General features: G+C 41.3%; 19 protein-coding genes. 7 read left to right on the plus strand and 12 right to left on the minus strand.

Going from position 1 to position 18947, the window contains the following annotated elements; all coding sequences use genetic code 11:
• The 7 genes from AC13EX_RS11320 (at position 1) to AC13EX_RS11350 (ending at position 9540) form a co-directional block, all read left to right on the plus strand.
• The gene (locus AC13EX_RS11320) at positions 1 to 1521 is read left to right on the plus strand and encodes a sugar ABC transporter ATP-binding protein (protein ID WP_482892764.1); all 1521 of its coding nucleotides are present in this window, start codon (positions 1 to 3) and stop codon (positions 1519 to 1521) included.
• Positions 1518 to 2492, plus strand: a complete 975-nt coding sequence (locus AC13EX_RS11325) for an ABC transporter permease (protein WP_339712630.1) — start codon at positions 1518 to 1520, stop codon at positions 2490 to 2492. The genes AC13EX_RS11320 and AC13EX_RS11325 overlap by 4 nt, the downstream gene beginning before the upstream one ends.
• A 46-nt stretch (positions 2493 to 2538) precedes the next feature.
• Positions 2539 to 4014 (plus strand): FGGY family carbohydrate kinase, encoded by a 1476-nt coding sequence (locus AC13EX_RS11330; protein WP_482892765.1) that lies wholly within the window; start codon positions 2539 to 2541, stop codon positions 4012 to 4014.
• Between the two features lie 27 nt (positions 4015 to 4041).
• Entirely contained in the window at positions 4042 to 5466 is a 1425-nt protein-coding gene (locus AC13EX_RS11335) for a DUF1593 domain-containing protein (protein ID WP_482892766.1), read from the plus strand.
• A gap of 89 nt (positions 5467 to 5555) precedes the next feature.
• Positions 5556 to 7028 carry a glycoside hydrolase family 140 protein gene (locus tag AC13EX_RS11340; RefSeq protein WP_048642488.1) on the plus strand — a complete coding sequence of 491 codons (1473 nt, stop codon included), beginning with the start codon at positions 5556 to 5558 and terminating at the stop codon, positions 7026 to 7028.
• Between the two features lie 85 nt (positions 7029 to 7113).
• Positions 7114 to 8538 (plus strand): DUF1593 domain-containing protein, encoded by a 1425-nt coding sequence (locus tag AC13EX_RS11345; protein WP_482892767.1) that lies wholly within the window; start codon positions 7114 to 7116, stop codon positions 8536 to 8538.
• Positions 8539 to 8733: 195 nt separating this feature from the next.
• Complete coding sequence (locus tag AC13EX_RS11350; protein WP_482892768.1) at positions 8734 to 9540, plus strand: mechanosensitive ion channel family protein; 807 nt, start codon at positions 8734 to 8736, stop codon at positions 9538 to 9540.
• 248 nt (positions 9541 to 9788) lie between these two features.
• Here AC13EX_RS11350 and AC13EX_RS11355 read toward each other — a convergent pair whose 3' ends face one another.
• The 12 genes from AC13EX_RS11355 to AC13EX_RS11410 all read right to left on the minus strand — a co-directional run bounded on the left by AC13EX_RS11355 (position 9789) and on the right by AC13EX_RS11410 (position 18818).
• Positions 9789 to 10016, minus strand: coding sequence for a hypothetical protein (locus tag AC13EX_RS11355; protein WP_048642486.1), 228 nt, complete (start codon positions 10014 to 10016; stop codon positions 9789 to 9791).
• 11 nt (positions 10017 to 10027) lie between these two features.
• Complete coding sequence (locus tag AC13EX_RS11360) at positions 10028 to 11335, minus strand: S8 family serine peptidase (protein WP_482892769.1); 1308 nt, start codon at positions 11333 to 11335, stop codon at positions 10028 to 10030.
• Positions 11336 to 11718: 383 nt separating this feature from the next.
• Positions 11719 to 12174, minus strand: a complete 456-nt coding sequence (locus AC13EX_RS11365) for a phage tail protein (RefSeq protein WP_482892770.1) — start codon at positions 12172 to 12174, stop codon at positions 11719 to 11721.
• Between the two features lie 37 nt (positions 12175 to 12211).
• Complete coding sequence (locus AC13EX_RS11370; protein WP_482892771.1) at positions 12212 to 12667, minus strand: hypothetical protein; 456 nt, start codon at positions 12665 to 12667, stop codon at positions 12212 to 12214.
• Positions 12668 to 12920: 253 nt separating this feature from the next.
• A complete protein-coding gene (locus tag AC13EX_RS11375) occupies positions 12921 to 13169 on the minus strand; it encodes a DUF433 domain-containing protein (RefSeq protein ID WP_048642482.1) in 249 nt (82 codons plus the stop codon).
• A 640-nt stretch (positions 13170 to 13809) separates the two neighbouring features.
• Positions 13810 to 14163 (minus strand): DUF5615 family PIN-like protein, encoded by a 354-nt coding sequence (locus AC13EX_RS11380; protein ID WP_482892772.1) that lies wholly within the window; start codon positions 14161 to 14163, stop codon positions 13810 to 13812.
• A gap of 11 nt (positions 14164 to 14174) precedes the next feature.
• Positions 14175 to 14402, minus strand: coding sequence for a DUF433 domain-containing protein (locus AC13EX_RS11385; RefSeq protein ID WP_048642480.1), 228 nt, complete (start codon positions 14400 to 14402; stop codon positions 14175 to 14177).
• A gap of 268 nt (positions 14403 to 14670) precedes the next feature.
• Positions 14671 to 16188 carry a cryptochrome/photolyase family protein gene (locus AC13EX_RS11390; protein ID WP_482892773.1) on the minus strand — a complete coding sequence of 506 codons (1518 nt, stop codon included), beginning with the start codon at positions 16186 to 16188 and terminating at the stop codon, positions 14671 to 14673.
• A complete protein-coding gene (locus tag AC13EX_RS11395; protein ID WP_482892774.1) occupies positions 16148 to 16291 on the minus strand; it encodes a DUF2256 domain-containing protein in 144 nt (47 codons plus the stop codon). The genes AC13EX_RS11390 and AC13EX_RS11395 overlap by 41 nt, the downstream gene beginning before the upstream one ends.
• On the minus strand, positions 16288 to 17379 hold the full coding sequence (locus AC13EX_RS11400) for an FAD-binding domain-containing protein (protein WP_482892790.1): 1092 nt from the start codon (positions 17377 to 17379) through the stop codon (positions 16288 to 16290). Before AC13EX_RS11400 ends, AC13EX_RS11395 begins: the two co-directional genes overlap by 4 nt.
• On the minus strand, positions 17376 to 17645 hold the full coding sequence (locus AC13EX_RS11405; RefSeq protein WP_482892775.1) for a TIGR03643 family protein: 270 nt from the start codon (positions 17643 to 17645) through the stop codon (positions 17376 to 17378). The genes AC13EX_RS11400 and AC13EX_RS11405 overlap by 4 nt, the downstream gene beginning before the upstream one ends.
• A 204-nt stretch (positions 17646 to 17849) precedes the next feature.
• Positions 17850 to 18818 carry an acyl-CoA thioester hydrolase/BAAT C-terminal domain-containing protein gene (locus AC13EX_RS11410; RefSeq protein ID WP_482892776.1) on the minus strand — a complete coding sequence of 323 codons (969 nt, stop codon included), beginning with the start codon at positions 18816 to 18818 and terminating at the stop codon, positions 17850 to 17852.
• Between the last annotated feature and the right edge of the window lie 129 nt (positions 18819 to 18947).

Raw genomic sequence — 18947 nt, forward strand, 5'->3', positions numbered from 1 at the left:
ATGACAGCGCTACTTGAAGTCCGACAAATAACCAAGAAGTTCTCCGGGGTGACTGCTCTAAGCCAAGTGGATTTGCGCCTCGAGGGAGGAAAAGTCACCGCCTTAATTGGTGAAAATGGTGCTGGAAAATCCACTTTATTGAAGATCATGTCGGGAATTCACACCGATTACGAAGGTGAGCTATTACTTAAAGGTCAGGAAATCAAATTCTCCAGACCGAAAGATGCCCAGGATATGGGCATATCCATTATCCATCAGGAATTAAACCTTATCCCCTACCTCACTGTAGCCCAAAATATTTTTCTGGGCAGAGAATTGGTCAATGCTTTTGGATTTTTGGACCGTGATAAAATGATCCGAAAAACCAAAGCACTTCTGGAAAGGCTAAAACTGGAAGTAGAACCAACCGCTAATGTAAGCACCCTGAGGGTGGGCCAACAACAAATCGTGGAAATTGCCAAGGCACTTTTGACTGAATCGTCAGTGGTGTTTATGGATGAACCTACCTCCGCAATAGGAGAAAGTGAAACGGCTGTTCTTTTTGAAATAATTAACAAGTTAAAAGCAGAAGGAAAAGCCATTGTCTACATTTCACATAAGCTGGAGGAGTTGTTTGCCTTGGCTGACAATTTTGTGGTTTTACGAGACGGAAAAGTCGTTGGACAAGGTGAAGTTTCAGCCATTTCCCGCCCCATGCTGATCAATATGATGGCTGGCCGTTCAGTAAACGTCATTAAAAAATCCAATAAAAAGTCCTCTGAAGAAAAAGTCTTACAAGTCAAAAACTTGCAATTAACAAACCCTGACAATCCCAGCCGACCTTTGCTTAACAATATTCATTTTGACCTGCACAATGGGGAAGTACTGGGAATTTATGGATTGATGGGTGCCGGAAGGACAGAACTTTGCGAAAGCTTGTTTGGCCTCCACCACCGCAGAATGACCGGGAGTATCGAATTGGAAGGAAAAGAAATGCTTTTCAAAAACCCGATAATGGCCATTGAAGCAGGTATGGCACTGGTGCCGGAAGACCGTAAAAAAGACGGGATTGTACCCAATATGTCTGTAGGCAAAAACCTAAGCCTTTCCGTAATGGAGCAGGTAAGCAGCTATGGATTCCTCAATACTGCCTTGCAAACAAAACTTTACGACAAATATGTAGCCTCACTAAAGATAAAAGTACACAGTGAAGAACAACTTATTAAAAACCTAAGTGGTGGAAACCAACAAAAGGTTATTCTCGGCAAATGGATAGCGCGGTCTCCAAAAGTTCTTATGCTGGATGAGCCCACCCGAGGCATTGATATCAATGCTAAAAATGAAATCTATGAATTAATATCCCAATTGAGCCAATCGGGCATCTCTATTCTCGTAGTCTCTTCAGAAATCCCAGAAATTCTAGCCATTTCTGACAGGATACTTGTGATGGCTGAAGGGGAAATTTCCGCTCAATTCTCGAGTGAAGATGCTACAGAAAACAATATTATGAATGCCTGCATACCGGAAAACCTGAACCAATGATCTCTATAAAGAAAAATTTAAATATCGCTCAGTTTCAGTCCCTCATAGCCTTGTTTATTTTATGCCTGGCCCTGGCTTTGATGACAGACAACTTTATGACTACAGACAATTTCTGGAATGTCATGCGTCAGATTTCGGTAAACGTTTGCATTTCAGTGGGCATGACCCTGGTGATCTTAACTGCTGGAATTGATCTTTCTGTAGGTTCAATTCTGGCTTTTTGCGGGGCTGTTACGGCTGGCCTGCTTAGCAATGGAATCAGCATTCCTGCTCTCAATTTATTCATAGGCTTTACCGTTTTAGGAGCTGTACTTGCAGGCCTACTTGTTGGGGGTGGCTTAGGGTTTATCAATGGCTATGCCATTACCAAATTTAAAGTACCTCCCTTTGTGGCTACCCTGGCCATGCTTACAATGGCACGTGGTTTCACCATGCTTTGGACCAAGGGGCATCCGATTTCGGGTTTGGGCGAGACCTTTGGTTTTTTAGGCACAGGTTGGTTTTTGGGCATCCCCATGCCGGTTTGGATTTCAGGAATTGTGGTCGTTACAGCGATAGTTCTAACCGGAAAAACCCGGTTTGGCAGGTACATCTATGCCATAGGTGGCAATGAAAATGCCTCACTGCTCTCCGGAATACCCATTGCAAAAGTTAAAATGTGGGTATATGCCCTTGCCGGCATACTTGCTGCAGTAGGTGGGATTTTGGTAACGGCTCGTCTGGATTCTGCTCAACCCAATGCCGGCTTCAGTTATGAGTTGGATGCCATCGCTGCAGTGGTGATTGGAGGAACTTCCCTATCAGGTGGAAGGGGAACCATCCTGGGAACTGTGTTAGGTGCTATCATTATCGGAGTCCTAAATAATGGGCTGATCCTTATGAGCGTTTCCCCATTTTGGCAACAAGTAATTAAAGGGCTGGTCATTCTCCTTGCGGTAATCATTGACAAGTCCAACCAAAAAAGTGAATAAACCAGCGTTGCTTCTGCCATTACAACAACGCATTACGAAAATAAAAATGTCTTATATTTTAGCCATAGATCAAGGAACAAGCAGTACCAAAACCATCATTTTTGATGAAGAAGGTAAAGCTTTGCACAAGGAGACCGAACCACTAAAGACCCACTTTCTTGATGGAAACAGGGTAGAGCAGAAGCCTGAAGAAATCTATCAAAACATATTGAGCTCATTAGGCAAATGCCTGGAAGGATTTAAGGCTAAAAATGGTGATTTGAGCAAAATCAAAGCCTGCGGCATTTCCAATCAACGCGAAACTTTTGTCCTGTGGAACAAAGCAGGTGAGGCACTTTACAATGCTGTAGTTTGGCAATGTAAACGATCTGTCCCTGTTTGTGAACGACTGAAAAGCGAGGGGCTCGCACCCAAAATCAATCAAAAAACAGGATTAATCATTGACCCCTATTTCTCTGGCACAAAAGTGATCTGGCTGTATGAAAACGAGCCTAAAATCAAACAGGCAATAGACAATGGAGAGGCTTTTTTTGGCACCATCGATACCTGGTTGCTTTATAAATTAACCAAGGGGCAATCCTTTTTGACCGATTATACCAATGCTTCCAGAACCTTGTTCTTTGACTTAAACAAGCTTTGCTGGGACAAAGAGTTATTGGAGGATTTCGGCTTGTCACAGCTGAATTTACCAAAGGTAAAACCTTCTTCCTTTCATTTTGGAGACACCAATTTTGAAGGATTAATGGGCCACAATGTCAGTATTTCGGCCATGATAGGGGATTCCCATGCCGCAGCTTTTGGTGAAGGTTGTTTTGAACAAGGAAGTGCAAAAGCAACTCTCGGCACTGGAAGTTCTATTTTAATGAACATAGGAAGTAAACCAAAAACTTCTCAGCATGGCATGGTGACCACCATTTGCTGGAGCACTGAAGATCGGGTGGATTATGCACTGGAAGGAATCATCGTTTCAGCCGGTGCCACAATTGAATGGGTTAAAAACCAACTCGGTTTATTTGAAAATGCTGCAGACTTAGAGGAAATATGCTATTCCTTGCCAGACAATGGTGGCGTATACATCGTGCCTGCTTTCTCCGGATTAGGAGCACCACATTGGGACATGAAGCGGAAAGCATCCATTGAAGGGCTTTCATTTGACTCCACCAAAAATCATGTGATACGGGCAGCGGTAGAGTCTGTTCCCTATCAAATAAAAGATGTGATTTCAGCCATGGAAGCAGATTCAGGCACCCCGCTTTCTGAGCTCAAGATTGACGGCGGTATTACCGCAAATAAGTTTGTATTGCAATTCTTAGCAGACCTGCTTGAAAGGAAAGTAACCAATATAGCCATTGCAGATGTTTCCGCTTTAGGAGCTGCCTATTTGGCTGGACTTCAATCAAAAATATACGAAAGTCTGGAGCAACTCCAGGGATTTAACCAGACTGCCAACAATACCTTGGCAGGAGATGGTAGGAACAAAGCAATAGACGCCTATAAAGGTTGGAAAAACGCGATTGGATAAATTTCACCTCCACAAAGAAAACATACCATGAAAAACAAACTCAAAATACAACTGGCAATTACGGCTTTGCTGGCATTAGGCTTCAGCAACCTAATCGCTCAAAATAAGGCAGTGGAAAAGACAAGGGTCATCGTCACCAGCGATGGAGAAATAGACGATCAGTGCTCTATTGTTCGCTTTCTTTATTACGTCAACGAATGGGATGTGGAAGGAATCATCACCTCCAGCTCTCAATACCATTGGCATGGTCATAAATGGCCCGGAGACGATTGGATTGAACCTTATCTGGATGCCTATGAAAAAGATTACCCTAATCTTGTAAAACATGATCCTGCATTCCCCACAGCAGATTTCCTTCGCGAACGCACGCTTTTGGGAAATGTAAAAACCGAAGGAGAAATGACGGAAGTTACAGCTGGTTCAAGCCATATTGTGAAGGTTTTATTGGACGAAACAGATGACCGACCTATTTGGATTCAGGCCTGGGGAGGAACAAATACAATTGCCAGGGCTTTGAAAACCATCGAAGAAAATCACCCTGAAAAAATGGAATATGTAGCCAATAAAATTCGCCTTTACCTGATATGGGAACAAGATGTTACTTTTCAGGAATACATTCGACCGCATTGGGGTAAATACAATATTCCAACCATCATCTCTGATCAGTTTGAAGCCATAGCTTACCGATGGGCCAAGGTTCAGCCCAAAGAAATGCTGCCCTATTTTGAAGGACCATGGATGAAAGCCAATATTCTTGAAAACCACGGCGCATTGGCAGCGCTTTATCCGGCTATGGAAAATGGTGATTTCCGTTCTGAGGGCGACTCTCCTGCCTTTTTGCACAGCATACCCACAGGGTTAAGAAGCTTGGAATCACCTGGATATGGTGGCTGGGGAGGAAGATTTGTCAAAGTACGTGAGAACACCTGGCTTGATCCTGTACCTGTATCAGGTTATCAATACCCTGAAGGCAGGTGGTATGGCAGCAATGGCTGGGGCAGACAAAGTTTGCGTGAAGGAAGCAAAGCTACACCTGCACAGCGGCATGAATATTTCAAACCCATGTGGCGTTGGTCAGATGCCATGCAAAATGATTTTGCAGCTAGGGCAGACTGGGCTGTGAAATCTTATGAAGAAGCCAACCATGAACCTGAGGTAATACTTAAACATAAGGACGATCTTAGTCTGAAAGCAGGGGCAAAAGTCAAGCTTGATGCTTCCCTATCAACGGATCCCGATAAAGATCAATTGAACTTTAAGTGGTGGAAACATCAAGAGGCAAGCACTTATCCTGAAAGTATTGCTATTAGAAATTCTGAAAGTGAGAAGACTACTTTTACCATTCCTGAAAATGCTTCCAAAGGGCAAACCATCCATATTGTCTGTGAAGTAAGTGATAACGGAACACCAAAATTAACTAGGTACCGAAGGATAATCATCACTGTAAAATGATACTCTTTAGACCGTGCCCAAAATTAGCTATTGCTAAAGGGTCGGTCTTTTCAATACTTTGTCATTTATTCCACTTAAACCCAAAAGTAATGATCCCGATCAAACATTTAGGCTATGCCCTCTTTTTACTGTTGATTTCAGTCAATGTTTTTGCGCAGGCCCCATGGGAATCACATGGACCACTTGAGGTAGCATCAAATGGACACTATATCGCCCATGAAGATGGCACTCCCTTTCTATGGATTGCCGATACGGGCTGGGGCTTGTTTCAGCAACTTACCAGAGAGGAAGTAGACATGTACCTTGACCATAGACAGAAAACCGGCTTCAATGTCATACAGACCGTAGCCTTTTGGTATCCCCATGGAGGAGGAATCGATAGTGGTCCACACAATGCTGCCAATGCCTATGGTCACAGGCCATTTACCGGGGGTGAGGATGCGCCAAATACATCCGAACCATTAATCGTAGCGGGAGGAAGTACTGAGGCGCCCAATGATTATTGGGACCATGCGGATTACATTATTCAGGCTGTAAAGAAACGGAACATGTACCTGGCCCTACTTCCGAATTGGGGCAGGGCATATATTTCAAGTCAATTTGGTGGGGCGCATACCGAATTTACTATACAGGAAGCCAAAGACTACGGTTCATTTCTTGGCAAGAGGTACCAAAATGAACCCCATATTCTTTGGGTATTGGGTGGAGATGCAAAAGGCTTGTACAAGGAAGGTGAGAAAACCTTTGATTCACGGTCCATTTTCAGGGCCATGGCTGAAGGGATTGTTTATGGCGTTACTGGACAATCGCCAAAATGGAATGAACCAAATCCTGCCTGGAAAAAAGTTTTTATCACCTATCACCCGGATGGGGATGCCACTATAAATTCCTCAAATTGGTTTCACGAGGATGCCTGGCTGACCGCAAATGGGGTGGAAGTATGGAAGGAAGTTGAAAAAGTGTATTCAAGCATGTTGAGGGAATACAATTTGGATAATCCCAAAAAACCGAGTTTATTCTTAGAGGGATCCTATGAGTTTGGCGCCTACGGGCATGACTGCGGATGGATTACTCCTGTTCGTTTACGGCGCCAGGTCTACCATACCTTTTTTGCAGGAGGGGCCGGACACACTTATGGCGCAGGTCCGATTTGGCCCATGCGAGGCAATAGAGGAAGTTACAGCTGTGGGTACACCTGGCAACAAGCCCTGGATTTTCCTGGTGCTGTGCAGTTTGCCCAACTTGCCAAAAAATTTCTTATCGACCATCAATGGGCAGAATGGATACCCGATCAAAGTATTTTGCGGGGCTCAGAAAGTGAAGGAGAAAGCCTGAAAACAGCTGTAAAACTGGACAATGGTGAAATGCTATTGGTGTATTTTTCCAATATATCCCAGGCCACTGTTAAAAATATACTTTCAAAATCAGCAGAAGCCAAATGGTTTGATCCAAATGAAGGCCGGGAAGCCAAAGCAGAAGCGTTCAAACCTGGTGAGCTACGTAAAATAACTCCTCCATCGGCATGGGAAGATGCCATTCTGGTCTTAAAAGCAAAAGAGTAAATACTGCCTCCTTTTCAGGAGCTTTCAAATTGTTTTAAACCTATTAATCATGTATAAATTATTACCAACCAAAACGGCTCATCTCATGAAAAATTATTCATTCAAATTTTTCCTCCTTGGCCTAATCCTTTTAGGAAGCATTGATCTAAATGCACAAAACACAATGGAGAAAGAGCGAATCATCGTACTCACTGACATAGAAAACGAACCAGATGATGCCATGTCACTCATTCGGTTCCTTACCTATTCCAATCAATGGGATGTGGAAGGCCTTATTGCCACTACTTCCCGGCACCAGCGCGATCAAATTGCTGCTTGGCGAATTCGTGAAATTCTAACTGCTTACGATAAGGTCAGGGAAAATTTAGAAAAACATGAAAAAGGCTTCCCAACTGCGGACTATCTTTTGTCTATACTCAAGGAAGGTATTCCAAAATTTGGCATGGAGGCAGTTGGGGAAGGCATGGATTCTGAAGGTTCAGAATTAATAATCCAATCCGTGGATGCAGATGATTCCAGACCTGTTTGGGTATTGGTTTGGGGAGGTCCCAACTGTCTTGCTCAAGCCCTCTGGAAAATTAACCAAACCCGTTCTCCTTCGGAAGTGGATAAATTTGTAGCGAAACTAAGGGTATATACCATTTCTGACCAGGATGACAGTGGTCCTTGGATAAGAAAAACTTTTCCCAATTTATTTTATATCGCCAGCCCGGGAATACATCCACTTGGGGCCTATCACCATGCGACCTGGACAGGCATCAGCGGGGACAAGTTTCACGGACGTTTTTCAGGAGGAAACTTTGAAATCGTGGACAATCCATGGCTTGATGAACACATTCGAAGCAAGGGACCACTGGGTGCGGAATACCCACATATGGATTATCTGATGGAAGGGGATTCCCCAAGTTTTATGCATTTGATTCATACAGGGATGGAAAATCCTGAACGACCTGATTTCGGCAATTGGGGAGGGCGATATGAGTTCTATCAACCTAGGATGGAAAAATGGTTTTCTGAACCGGAAACCCGTGCTCTTTGGACAGATGCTCAGGATGAGGTATTGGGCATGGATGGGAGTTACCATACCAGTAATAAGGCAACCATTTATCGTTGGAGAGAAGCTTTTCAGAATGATTTTGTGGCCAGAATGGACTGGACAATCAAGCCTTATGCCGAAGCCAACCATCCTCCAATTGTCAACTTAAAATCAGCCGATTATATCAATGCAAAAGTTGGTGACACTATTGAACTCAGTGCTGAAGGAAGTAAGGATCCCGATGGAGATAAATTGACTTATAAATGGTACCATTACAGAGAACCGGGGAGTTTTACCCAGTCCGGAGGCAAAGCACCAAAACCAATTGAAATTAAAAATGCGGATAAAGTGAATGCCCAACTTACTATCCCAAAACCTGAAAGACTAGGAACGGTCCATATCATTTTAGAAGTAACAGACAATGGTTCTCCTTCGCTTGCAAGATATAGGCGGACCATTATAAGAGTAAATTAATGCTGCATTAAAAGTAACTCCCCATTTAAGAAATGGTCTCAATTGCATTGAATTGAGACCATTATTTTTGGTTGATAAATTATATGTACAAAAAAGGAAGAAGTACTACCATTTGGCATCATTTTTAGGTAATTTACTTTCAACCAAAATATTTAAATTTTGCAGGAAGCTTTTCAAAAATTAAAAGGGATCCTTATGGGAGATCTTGAAAGTGCGGAACAATTGGCTGTTTCATTGGTAATCGGCACCTTAATCTTTGTTTTTTTTATTTATTTATCCCGATGGATAAGAAATTTAGTCAGCAATAGGCTAAATAGGAAAACCGATGACCGCTTACTTACCGATTTCATCAGTGCGGCCATTAGGAGTCTGGTCATGATTTTTGGATTGGCCCTTTTGCTTCGTTTTCTAGGGCTTACGGGTGTGGTCAATAGTCTTCTTGCAGGTGCTGGTATTACGGCTTTTATAATAGGTTTTGCGCTGAAGGACATCGGTGAAAATTTCCTCGCAGGGATTCTACTAGCCTTTAAGAGACCTTTTAAGATTGGCGACATGGTGGAAATCAACGGTATTAACGGAAAAGTGCTGGCCCTTAACCTTCGGGACACCCAGGTCAAAACCGTAGATGGCAAAGATGTCTTTATCCCCAATGCCTCTATCATAAAAAATCCAATGATCAATTATACCATTGATGGTTACCTTAGCTATAGTTTCACTGTGGGCCTGGATTACGGATCCAACTATGTCGCGGCAATGAAATTGATTTCCGAACTTATTCAATCTATACCAGGAGTCCTGGATGGAGACAAAAAACCTACCGTATTGGTAAAGGAGATGGCCTCTTCTACCCTGAATGTGAAAGTCACTTATTGGGTAAATACCTATAATTATGACCAAACGGATGCCAAAATACATTCCAATGCCATTCTGAAAGTGCTGACAGGTTTGGAACAAGAAGGTTTTAATTTGCCTGGAAATATCGTAGAAGTTAAAAATCGCTAAAAATTGGCCCCAATAACAGCCTTATCAATCTTGGAAACAGGTTTAAACCCGGATTCAAAGACATGGAGCGGATGCGATGACACCAAAATCAGTTAATACCCATTTACAAAACCACGGGCTAAACCCGTGGTTTTAATTTTTCACCCTTTCGAGCATGATAAATTCGTGCAATGACTCAATTTTACCATGATTACGCTAAGGCTATTAAGCGTTAGATGGTATAATGTGAATAGGGTTTACCTCAGCAATTAATCTTCTCCCAAGGCCCCCACTTGCCTGTCTTCCTCTATGTATTTAATGCCCGATATTTTCAGGTCTTCCAACTTGCTTTCATTTCCAGAACTACAGCCTGTAATGATTCCGGAAAGCTTTAAAACCTGCTTGATAGTACAGCCTTTTCGTCTCAATTCCCCTGCAATCTGGTCTATCTTTCCAGTTGCATTCTCTTCAACCGAAGCAATAAAGTTTCTTTTCATGGTTTCTCAATTTATTGCGGTGCTTGTACCAATCCTGTTCCTGCATCTCTAGCGGGTAAACCAACGTTTCGCGCGCTGGTAGTAAGCTTATCCCAAATTTCTATAGGACTGGCATCCGGATAAGCTTCACACAATAAGGCTGCTACACCGGCCACATAAGGCGTTGCCATGCTTGTGCCGCTAATGATAGCATATTCCTGAGGCTTCTTCCATGAACTGTAAATCTCCACCCCAGGACCGGCTATGTCCACGCTTCCTCCATCAGGATTAAGGCCTCCACATGAAAAATTGGCTATGGCAGAGTTCTTGTCTAAAGCTCCCACCGCCATGATATTGGGACAATTCCCAGGATGATTGACGGGTTTTATGGAGTCATGGCTTCGTTGACTGTCATTTCCTGCTGCGGCAATGATAAGGGTACCCATATCCATGGATCTTTTGGCCAGATCATTGTAAATGTTTGAATACCGTGCATTCTCACCAACAGAGGCCCCTAGAGACATGGAGATGACCTTGCATCCGTGGTTCACTGCCCACTCCATACCTGCTAATATTCCACTATCGCTACCCACACCTTTATTGGACAAAACTTTTCCAGCATAAAGGGTGGCCTCACTGGCTGTTCCATAGCGTATGCCGGTGCTGGCATTTATCCCTCCGGTGGCTATACCAGCGCAATGCGTGCCATGTCCGTTAAAATCGTCTACTGTCTCACCTGAAATAAAGGATTTGGAGAATACCTCCCTGTTTAGGAAATCAGGATGGTCAAGGGTCATGCCGGTATCCAAAATGGCCAAATTCACTCCCCTACCCGTTTTGCTACTTTGCAATGCACCCAAGGCATGAATGGCCCAATAAGCAGTTGCATCATTTTCAAATACAGGAGGTACAACTACGGGAGGGTCTTTGGGTACAGGCCCTGGTTTTTTTATACCAAAGATTTGGCAAATGAAATTCCAGAGTAACATCCCTATATTCGTTTGTGGGGGTGAATCCAAGGCATATACAAAGCGCTCCGGCTCCATGTATTGGAAAGATTGCTTTGCTACCATCAGGCTGTTCACCTGTTCATCATGGTCCGCATTGATTACGGCTACATTGAATTTTTCAAAGACAATCCCGTCGCCTTCTGTAAAAGCTTTTTCATAATCTTCCTCTTTGCTTTTGTAAGCTCCAGAAGGCGCCAATCTAAGCGAGGCACCATTGGCTTCCTCATTGATATTTTTAAAACTAGCCTCAGGGTGAAGCAACACCAATTTTTTACCGGTAAACTTAGGTTTGTTTCCCGAAGCTGGTTGGTTATTGATATAGGGATCCATAATATGTAGTGGTTAAAGGGTTTAGTACTAAAATGAAAAAACTTTAATCCCTGTTAAGTTAACAAAAAATCTGTGAATTTACTTAGCCAAAAACCACATAACTTACTGAATTACTGATAAATTCAGAGCCAATCAATTAGGATTTCCCCTAAGACCTTGCACATCGATACAGAGTATTGTTTTTAACTCGGATTATGTAATAGGATTTCCCGTGTTTACGGGAAGTGTTGCAATCGCAAGAAAATCAGGCTGTTTGGAGATTTTAGCATAGCACCGCTATGGTGAAATTGAAAACAGCAACGATTGGGAATTTTGAAGCGATTTCAGCACGTAATAGATTGTCTATTGCATATTTCGGGTTTAAAAGCTATTCGATAGAAAGTTTACGCATTAATTATGGTTAAACCTTCGTAGCCAAGTTCTATTGTTTCAATGGCTACTTCCTCTGTATTCGAATTAAGGTCAAATCCGGTGGCTTTGCTGACCCAGGCATTGGATAAAGACCAGGTCATTGAAGGATTTCCGGATTCATCTAACAATTGAATAATAACATTCTCCCGTCTTACCACATTCATTTTTATTGCATTGATCCAATTATTGAATTTACCCTCATCTGGAAAAAGGCCTTTTTTTAGGGCTACATTACCACTTTTTGAAATTCCGGGCATTTTTATGGCAGAAAAGGACTTGCTTTCACCCCTTCTGTATTCCAAAGACGCTGCTTCTGGATCCAAACCTGATACCTCCTGAAAAGAAACCGGGTTATCCAGTGTTTCAAACTTTACCTTAAAGTAAAACTTAGGTTGTGGCCAAACTGAATCCTGTTTTTCTCCTGCCATAATTTTCTGATTGAATAAGCCTATATCTAATTTTGAATTACTTTTTGCAATTGTGTTCTAATACCTTTTTCAGCAGTTCTGGCTCAGCAGTTCCCACCATCACCCTTTTACTTTTCCCTTTGCTTTTAAAATTTATCTGCAATGCTTTCCATCCATGTATGCTGTATAGCATGCCCTTTGGGGTGATCCTGATTCCAACACCATAATACCACGGCACCCTGATAATCTCCGTTTCCTCTAGTTCATCGATATTAAATTTAAGGCTTATCAGTCCTATGCCATAGGACAGTCTGAGGGTAGTGCCCTTAACTTCTACCGTAAGTTTGTAAAGCATTAGCCCTAAAATCACAAGAATTGAACTCAATGCTAGGAAAGGAATAAAAGGAAGTGGATTGCCTCCCCACTGAAAGGCATAAGCCTGGCAGAGAAAAGCTACCAAAAGTGTAAACAATATAATTACAACCCATCCAAACTGCGATTGCTTGTATTTCATAAGTGGAGGAATTTAGGTTTATTCTAATAGTACAAGATACTGATTTATCTATCAATCTCCATCTAATTTTAGGGCAATGCATTAGAAAAATGGGCTTTTAGGCGTTCTTCATTTACGTTTTGAGAATGATCTAATTGGCAATGCTAAAACACGCTATTTTTGAGAGAGAACCATTCCAACTGCAGTACAATGTCAGACCTCCAGATAGAGGACTTTACATCTGGATTTAATCAATCTCTTTAAAGTTGTAGATTTAACACCAGTTTAAAACTGAGGTTTTAGTATAGCTTGAATACTTTAATAATTTGCTTGCGTAGGCTAAACAGGCCAAGATATCCTCTTCTTCCAATTTAGGATAATCTTCCAGAATTTCGGCATGAGTTGATCCTGCGGACAAAAGGTCAAGAATCAAGTCCACCGTATACCTTTTATTTCCAATTGTGGGTTTCCCATGGCAAATTTCAGGGTTAACCGTAATCCTGTCTAAAAGTTGAGTCTCCATATATTTAAGTTACGAAATATTCAATTAACTGGTTAACCTGCCAAAGTTAATAATCATTATCCTATATTAAGATTATGAAAAAATCATCATTTCGGAAATTAACATTTTAAAAACGCAGCAAACAAACAGGTAGTATTCAATGCAGCAATCCAGAGGAGTGCAGCCTTTGTAGCCCTAGGTATGCCAACGAAGGGGCGCCACCCAGGGTATTAATGATTTGGCTTTGAAGGGCAATAGCCTTCAGTAAGGTCAATTTTGAAACCGGCTTTTCGTTAATGTCTGAGGCCTCCTGGCTTTGGTTTTTAAAGACATTTAAATCGATCTGGAGTATTTAGGAAAGTTTTGATTAATGTTTTAAAGCCGGTGCTCTCAATATATGATGCCTCCAGCTAAAGTAGGCAGCTATTGAATAGCCGGATATAATTCCTTTTTCCAAAATTTTAACCAAAAATGATTGGTCTAAAATCATTTCAATAGGAATGGGTTAAAGACCATTCCTAAGACAATAGGAGAAAACCTTGGCCTTAGCCTAAATTATAAGAGTATTTTTATGCTTATTTTCTAACATTAGTTGAGTAGATAAGAATAATTTTACTTCAAGTCTATCATCCTCAACTTTAAAGTAAATATTCAGAGGGCATTAATATTTTTTTTGTCTTATTGAATTAGTGTCTACTACTGTTAGAGTCCGGTCAAAGGACAATCCGGGTATAGATGTAAGTTGTTCAAGTATCTTACTTGGTTCCAAAGGTTCAGAGGGTTGATATCGAATGAAAATTACTCCAGCTTTTGGTTTATAGCCATACTTAAAAATGAGTTCCCCATAATCACTATCGTATGTAATAATAGTACGCTCTTCGTTAATAGCAATATTCATAACTTGGTCATCAGAAATGCTAGGATTGTCGAGACCAATTGCCGTTATGTCAAAACCCTGAGATTTGAGATAAATTACACTTGAAATAGGAATATTTTCATTTGCTAGAAATTTCAAACCTTAGCAAATTACGCGTTCGAATAAAGAAGACCGTCTTTCAGGCATTCTTGAATATAGGAGAATACTGCCTGCAAAGATTCTTTTGTTAATCGTGGGTGATTTTCGAGGATTTGTTTCTCAGTCCATCCCTGGGCTAATAAGCCAATAATGTGCTCTACAGAAATTCTTGTTCCTTTAACTGTTGGCTTTCCAAGAAGCACATTCTGATCAGCTGAAATATACGTTCTCCATTCCATATTTAAATATACGTAATATTATCAAATTATGATTTAGTATCTATGAGACTCACTAACTCTTGTTTATAATAGGCATACTTTAACTTGACGAATGTCAAAAAAAGGAGCGTATGTGAAGGTGTAATAAAGTAACTAAGCCAACGTAGGTATTCTAAACAATAATATGATCTTTTTAACTTTGTATCAGAGTAAAATCATTGATAAATCCCGGTGCAAAACCGGGTTCATGTCGCCCAAAAGTGCTTTATTGCCCTTCAATCAGAAATAATCACTCAGCATCTCCTCCCAACTTGTTCTTGATAAAAGATTCGGCATTGTCAAGATGAGTCTGTTGTTTGTCTTTATCCATTTTATCAAGGGAATATACCAGCATATTGGTACGGTGATTCTTCCGGAAAAAATCCTCCTGTTTCATGACAAACCGCCAAAACATGCCGTCCCATATTTCCTCCCATTCTCCACCGGGATAATTGCTCATCTTCCTTAGGTAGTTTGACCCTCCTATATAGGGTTTGGTAGCAAAAGTTCCTCCATCAGCAAAGAGACACATGCCATACACATTTGGCACCATCACCCAGTCATAAGCATCAATAAACAGTTCCATAAACCAACGGTAAACGGCATCGGGATCAAACTCACAAAGGAGCATAAAGTTCCCAAGAACCATTAGCCTTTCAATATGGTGGCAGTAACCGGTCTGAAGCACTTTTTTAATGGTTTGGTCTACAGGCACTATTCCAGTGGTCCCCTCATAAAAAGATTGGGGTATTTCTCTTTTGAACTTCCAGAAGTTGCGGGTACGGGAATACCTACCCTTGCAAAGATACATCCCTCGAATAAATTCACGCCAGCCGATAATTTGGCGAATAAATCCCTCTGTGGAATTGATGGGTATCCCCTCTTCCTCTGCAAAGGAAAGGGCTCGCTTTACTACTTCCGAGGGTAAAATCAAGCCGCTATTCATTAATGGAGAAAGCAGACTATGATTGATAAAAGAAGGCTCCTTTAATATGGCGTCTTCGTATTTGCCAAAATCATGAAAGCGATAAGTTAAAAACTGCTCAAGCCAATCTTTTGCTTCTTTATAATTGATAGGATAAATTCTGTCTTTGGATACATCGCCTGGATTATCGCCGAACCATTTTTTTGTATAGGCACAGGCCTCTTCCCATACCTTTGATTTTTCAGGGAAATTTATGGCTGGAAGTGTTTTCCCTTTGGGGAATTTTTTCCTGTTTTCCGCATCATAAGACCATTGCCCTCCCATGGCGTTTTGCTCTTCATCGATCAGTATTCCAAGTCTTTTACGTTGCTGCTTGTAAAAGGTGGCCTGCAAAAATGATTTTTTCTCCTTTCTAAAGAAATAGTCTAGGTCTTCTTCATTGTTCAAAAATTGTGGACTTGGAAAAACCTTGACTTCACAGTATTTGGAGAGACTTTGAATGCGCTGCATCAACCAATCATCGACAGGGTCTATAAGGCGGATTGTCTCAATCCCTTTAACTTTAATTTCCTGGTGAAACTTTCTGATATCGGACAAGGCATCGTCGGAAGCTATATATTGGATCTTAATTTTAAGGTCTTGAAGGTATTTTTCATAAGCCTTCATGGAAGCCCGATGAAAGGTTATTTTCTGCTTGTGAAATTTGTATTGCCGGAAGAAAAGGTACTCTTCTATCAGGTAAGTCTCATGTCCGCTTTTTATTAGTTCGCTATTTTCAAAAAGCTGATGCGGAAAAACAATATTAATGGCTTTCATGGCTTTTACTTCGTTTGCATTTTTCACTGCAGTATTTCACATGCTCCCAATCCCTTTCCCACTTTTTGCGCCAGCTAAACGGGCGTTTACAAGTAAGACAAATTTTGCTGGGAAGGTCTCTTTTCTTCATTTTAACAGTTCTTTCTTACACTTCTTCCAAAAGGAGAAAAAGGAAGGATAGTAACCTGTGACTGTACTAAGCCATTCCCGGGATTCTTGGTGACCTTGATAATGTCTATTGAGCGGATGTTCTTTATAAGTGATTTTCTCTTGGCTTATTTGGGCCAGAAGCGCTTCAAATTCCCCCACAAATAATTTGATGCCCGAAATATTTTCAGACAAACCAATCACAAAATCGATACATTTTTGATGGACAGGGTGTTTTTCAAATTGAGAGGGTTCCAGAAGGAGCACCCGTTGAAAACTTTCCTCCTTATGCCAATCAGGATCTAGATTATAGTAGTTGTAGACAAGGGTGTTTTGGTCCACCAACACAGGAGGATTTTCCATTTTTGGTAAATAAAGGCCCACTTTTAAAGCAATATTGTCCTTCAATACATTGGGGATTTCCATGCTATCAAAATGCTCGTAGGGAACATCCAGAAAAGTATGCTGCTGCGCACTGTGGAAAAATCTATTGATGTTTTCCTGGTTGGCATAATACTTCTTATTGGAAAAGGTTCCTGCCACCCATTGCCAGCTGAGCTGATTGCTCGCAATATCTCCATCCAAAAGATGTGAATACATCCATCTTGCAGGGGGCAACCAATGGGAATGTCCCATATTGCAACAAATGGCTGCTACATACATGCGCATGTGATTGTGCATATAGCCGGTTTCATACAATTCTATGATGGCCTCATCTACCACCTCGATACCAGTGGACGCCTCAACAATAGCCTTTGGCACCTGATAATTTGAAATTGGCTTTTGTGCCTGCTTAAGGTCTGTATGTATCGCATCCCCTTTAGCCAACCATACCTGCTGCCAATAATCTCTCCAGGCAAGTTCCTGAATAAGTTTTTCGGAATTTTCTTCTGCCCTTTCTAAGGAAATGATGTGTTCGTAAACCTGTCTGGTACTGATTACACCCCTAGAAATATATGGACTCAGGCGGGTAACCGCTCCATCTCCATAATTCCGGGTTTGGGCATAGCGTACAGGGTCTATTGCTGTAATCCGCTTTCTTATGGCTTCTATGTTGGTTGGAAAGGCTATCTTTTTGAAATTTTATTGTTGGAAATCGCTCTTTGCCTGGAAGATTTAAAACGGTTTATGGCCCCATTTCTCTTGAGAAGATGTTTTTGATTTGTGCCACTGTTCACCCGCTTTCTCCAGTTCCTGAATGAACTGGGTTTTAATTCCCTGCGCATGCAAACAATCACTTCGGCTTCCGAAAGCCCAAATTGAGCTCGTATGGCTTCAAATGGCGTTTTATCTTCCCATGCCATCTCGATAATTCTATCCGTATTAGTTCCTGTCATTTCTTAGGATATAACTGATTCGTGCTCGGGTTGTTTTGGAATTGAAAAGATACTTTTCAGGTAATGTTTGGTGAAAAGATTTGAACTTTATCTCCCAGTCTCCAAACATTTCTCTTTTATCTCAAAAAATAGATTTGAAGGTTTTTATACGGAAATGGTTCCGTCCCTGTAACATACCCCTTTGTACAGGTCAATTCTTCTAATTTATAACTTATCAATGAATTCCATCAACTTTATTTTGGCTTCTTGTTTTGCTTTGAAATCACCACCCTCAGTCCCGCCAAATTCATAAGTATACTCTTTTCCATCAATGTTGACCCTTCCGGTTCTAAGGCGCTCTTTATGCTCAGGATTGTTAGAAATTAAATGTCCCGCATTGTCATATTTAATATTCTGAAAGGCATGCTCAAAGTCATGTTCCGTCAATCTCTTTTCTATCAAGTCTGCCATGACTGAGGATGGCCAGACCTTGTCATCCGTTCCAGAAAAAAGCAGGATAGGCCCGTTAATATTTTCTACCTTGATCATGGCTTTTTGAAGTAAATCTTTTTTCGCCAATCCATCCAACCAATAGCCTTCCATCTCAATTTTATTGGTCTTATTTCCCTTGATTTTATCCATAGGCAGATAAGGAATATCAATTCCTTTGTATTTCCAACTCGCTTTTATTTCATTGGAATTATAGGGCAAAACAGTATTTGACCAAGACACAGCACTTGGGGCATAAGCCACCACGCCACGAATGTGTTTGGGTAATACTGAGGCAAGCACCAGCGCTAATTCAGCATTTCTTGAAGCACCCATCACCACTATTTTGTTTGGATTAACCTCTGTTTGCGCTTTAAGCCAATTGAGGACATTTTCAAAATAGGTCAACTCAATTCCTTCAGGCAATTCTGGCAATCCTTCCTTTCCTATATAAGGTAGCGACAATCCAACCAAGCCTTTTTGAGCAAATTGTTGGCCCCAATAATCTCCCCATTGGCCTCCACCTATCAAGATTACTGTGGGGCTATTCTTAATGCTTTCCTTGGCAAAGAAGTTTGCTTGAAAACCATTCCCGTCTACAGCCCTGGGTTTAACCCCACTGAAAAGCATCTTGTCAGCAATAAAGTAGCCACCAAATAGGAAGAATAGCATTCCAACAATTAAAATATACTTTTTATTTCTCATCGTTTTTTTCAGATAGATAAGTAGGTAAAACAGCTTGGCTTTTGTTTTCAAAATTAGCAAAGACAAAAAATTTACTGCCAACTTTATTCACTTTTAAAGTGACGGTATTTATTGTAGTGATAATTGGTT

The sequence above is a fragment of the Cyclobacterium sp. L-R genome (assembly GCF_056859355.1).

What these genes read in the sequence shown, in the direction of transcription:
- AC13EX_RS11320 (WP_482892764.1), top strand. Translation starts at nt 1, where the DNA reads ATGACAGCGCTACTTGAAGTCCGACAAATAACCAAGAAGTTCTCCGGG.
- AC13EX_RS11325 (WP_339712630.1), top strand. Translation starts at nt 1,518, where the DNA reads ATGATCTCTATAAAGAAAAATTTAAATATCGCTCAGTTTCAGTCCCTC.
- AC13EX_RS11330 (WP_482892765.1), top strand. Translation starts at nt 2,539, where the DNA reads ATGTCTTATATTTTAGCCATAGATCAAGGAACAAGCAGTACCAAAACC.
- AC13EX_RS11335 (WP_482892766.1), top strand. Translation starts at nt 4,042, where the DNA reads ATGAAAAACAAACTCAAAATACAACTGGCAATTACGGCTTTGCTGGCA.
- AC13EX_RS11340 (WP_048642488.1), top strand. Translation starts at nt 5,556, where the DNA reads ATGATCCCGATCAAACATTTAGGCTATGCCCTCTTTTTACTGTTGATT.
- AC13EX_RS11345 (WP_482892767.1), top strand. Translation starts at nt 7,114, where the DNA reads ATGAAAAATTATTCATTCAAATTTTTCCTCCTTGGCCTAATCCTTTTA.
- AC13EX_RS11350 (WP_482892768.1), top strand. Translation starts at nt 8,734, where the DNA reads ATGGGAGATCTTGAAAGTGCGGAACAATTGGCTGTTTCATTGGTAATC.
- AC13EX_RS11355 (WP_048642486.1), bottom strand. Translation starts at nt 10,016, where the DNA reads ATGAAAAGAAACTTTATTGCTTCGGTTGAAGAGAATGCAACTGGAAAG.
- AC13EX_RS11360 (WP_482892769.1), bottom strand. Translation starts at nt 11,335, where the DNA reads ATGGATCCCTATATCAATAACCAACCAGCTTCGGGAAACAAACCTAAG.
- AC13EX_RS11365 (WP_482892770.1), bottom strand. Translation starts at nt 12,174, where the DNA reads ATGGCAGGAGAAAAACAGGATTCAGTTTGGCCACAACCTAAGTTTTAC.
- AC13EX_RS11370 (WP_482892771.1), bottom strand. Translation starts at nt 12,667, where the DNA reads ATGAAATACAAGCAATCGCAGTTTGGATGGGTTGTAATTATATTGTTT.
- AC13EX_RS11375 (WP_048642482.1), bottom strand. Translation starts at nt 13,169, where the DNA reads ATGGAGACTCAACTTTTAGACAGGATTACGGTTAACCCTGAAATTTGC.
- AC13EX_RS11385 (WP_048642480.1), bottom strand. Translation starts at nt 14,402, where the DNA reads ATGGAATGGAGAACGTATATTTCAGCTGATCAGAATGTGCTTCTTGGA.
- AC13EX_RS11395 (WP_482892774.1), bottom strand. Translation starts at nt 16,291, where the DNA reads ATGAAGAAAAGAGACCTTCCCAGCAAAATTTGTCTTACTTGTAAACGC.
- AC13EX_RS11405 (WP_482892775.1), bottom strand. Translation starts at nt 17,645, where the DNA reads ATGACAGGAACTAATACGGATAGAATTATCGAGATGGCATGGGAAGAT.
- AC13EX_RS11410 (WP_482892776.1), bottom strand. Translation starts at nt 18,818, where the DNA reads ATGAGAAATAAAAAGTATATTTTAATTGTTGGAATGCTATTCTTCCTA.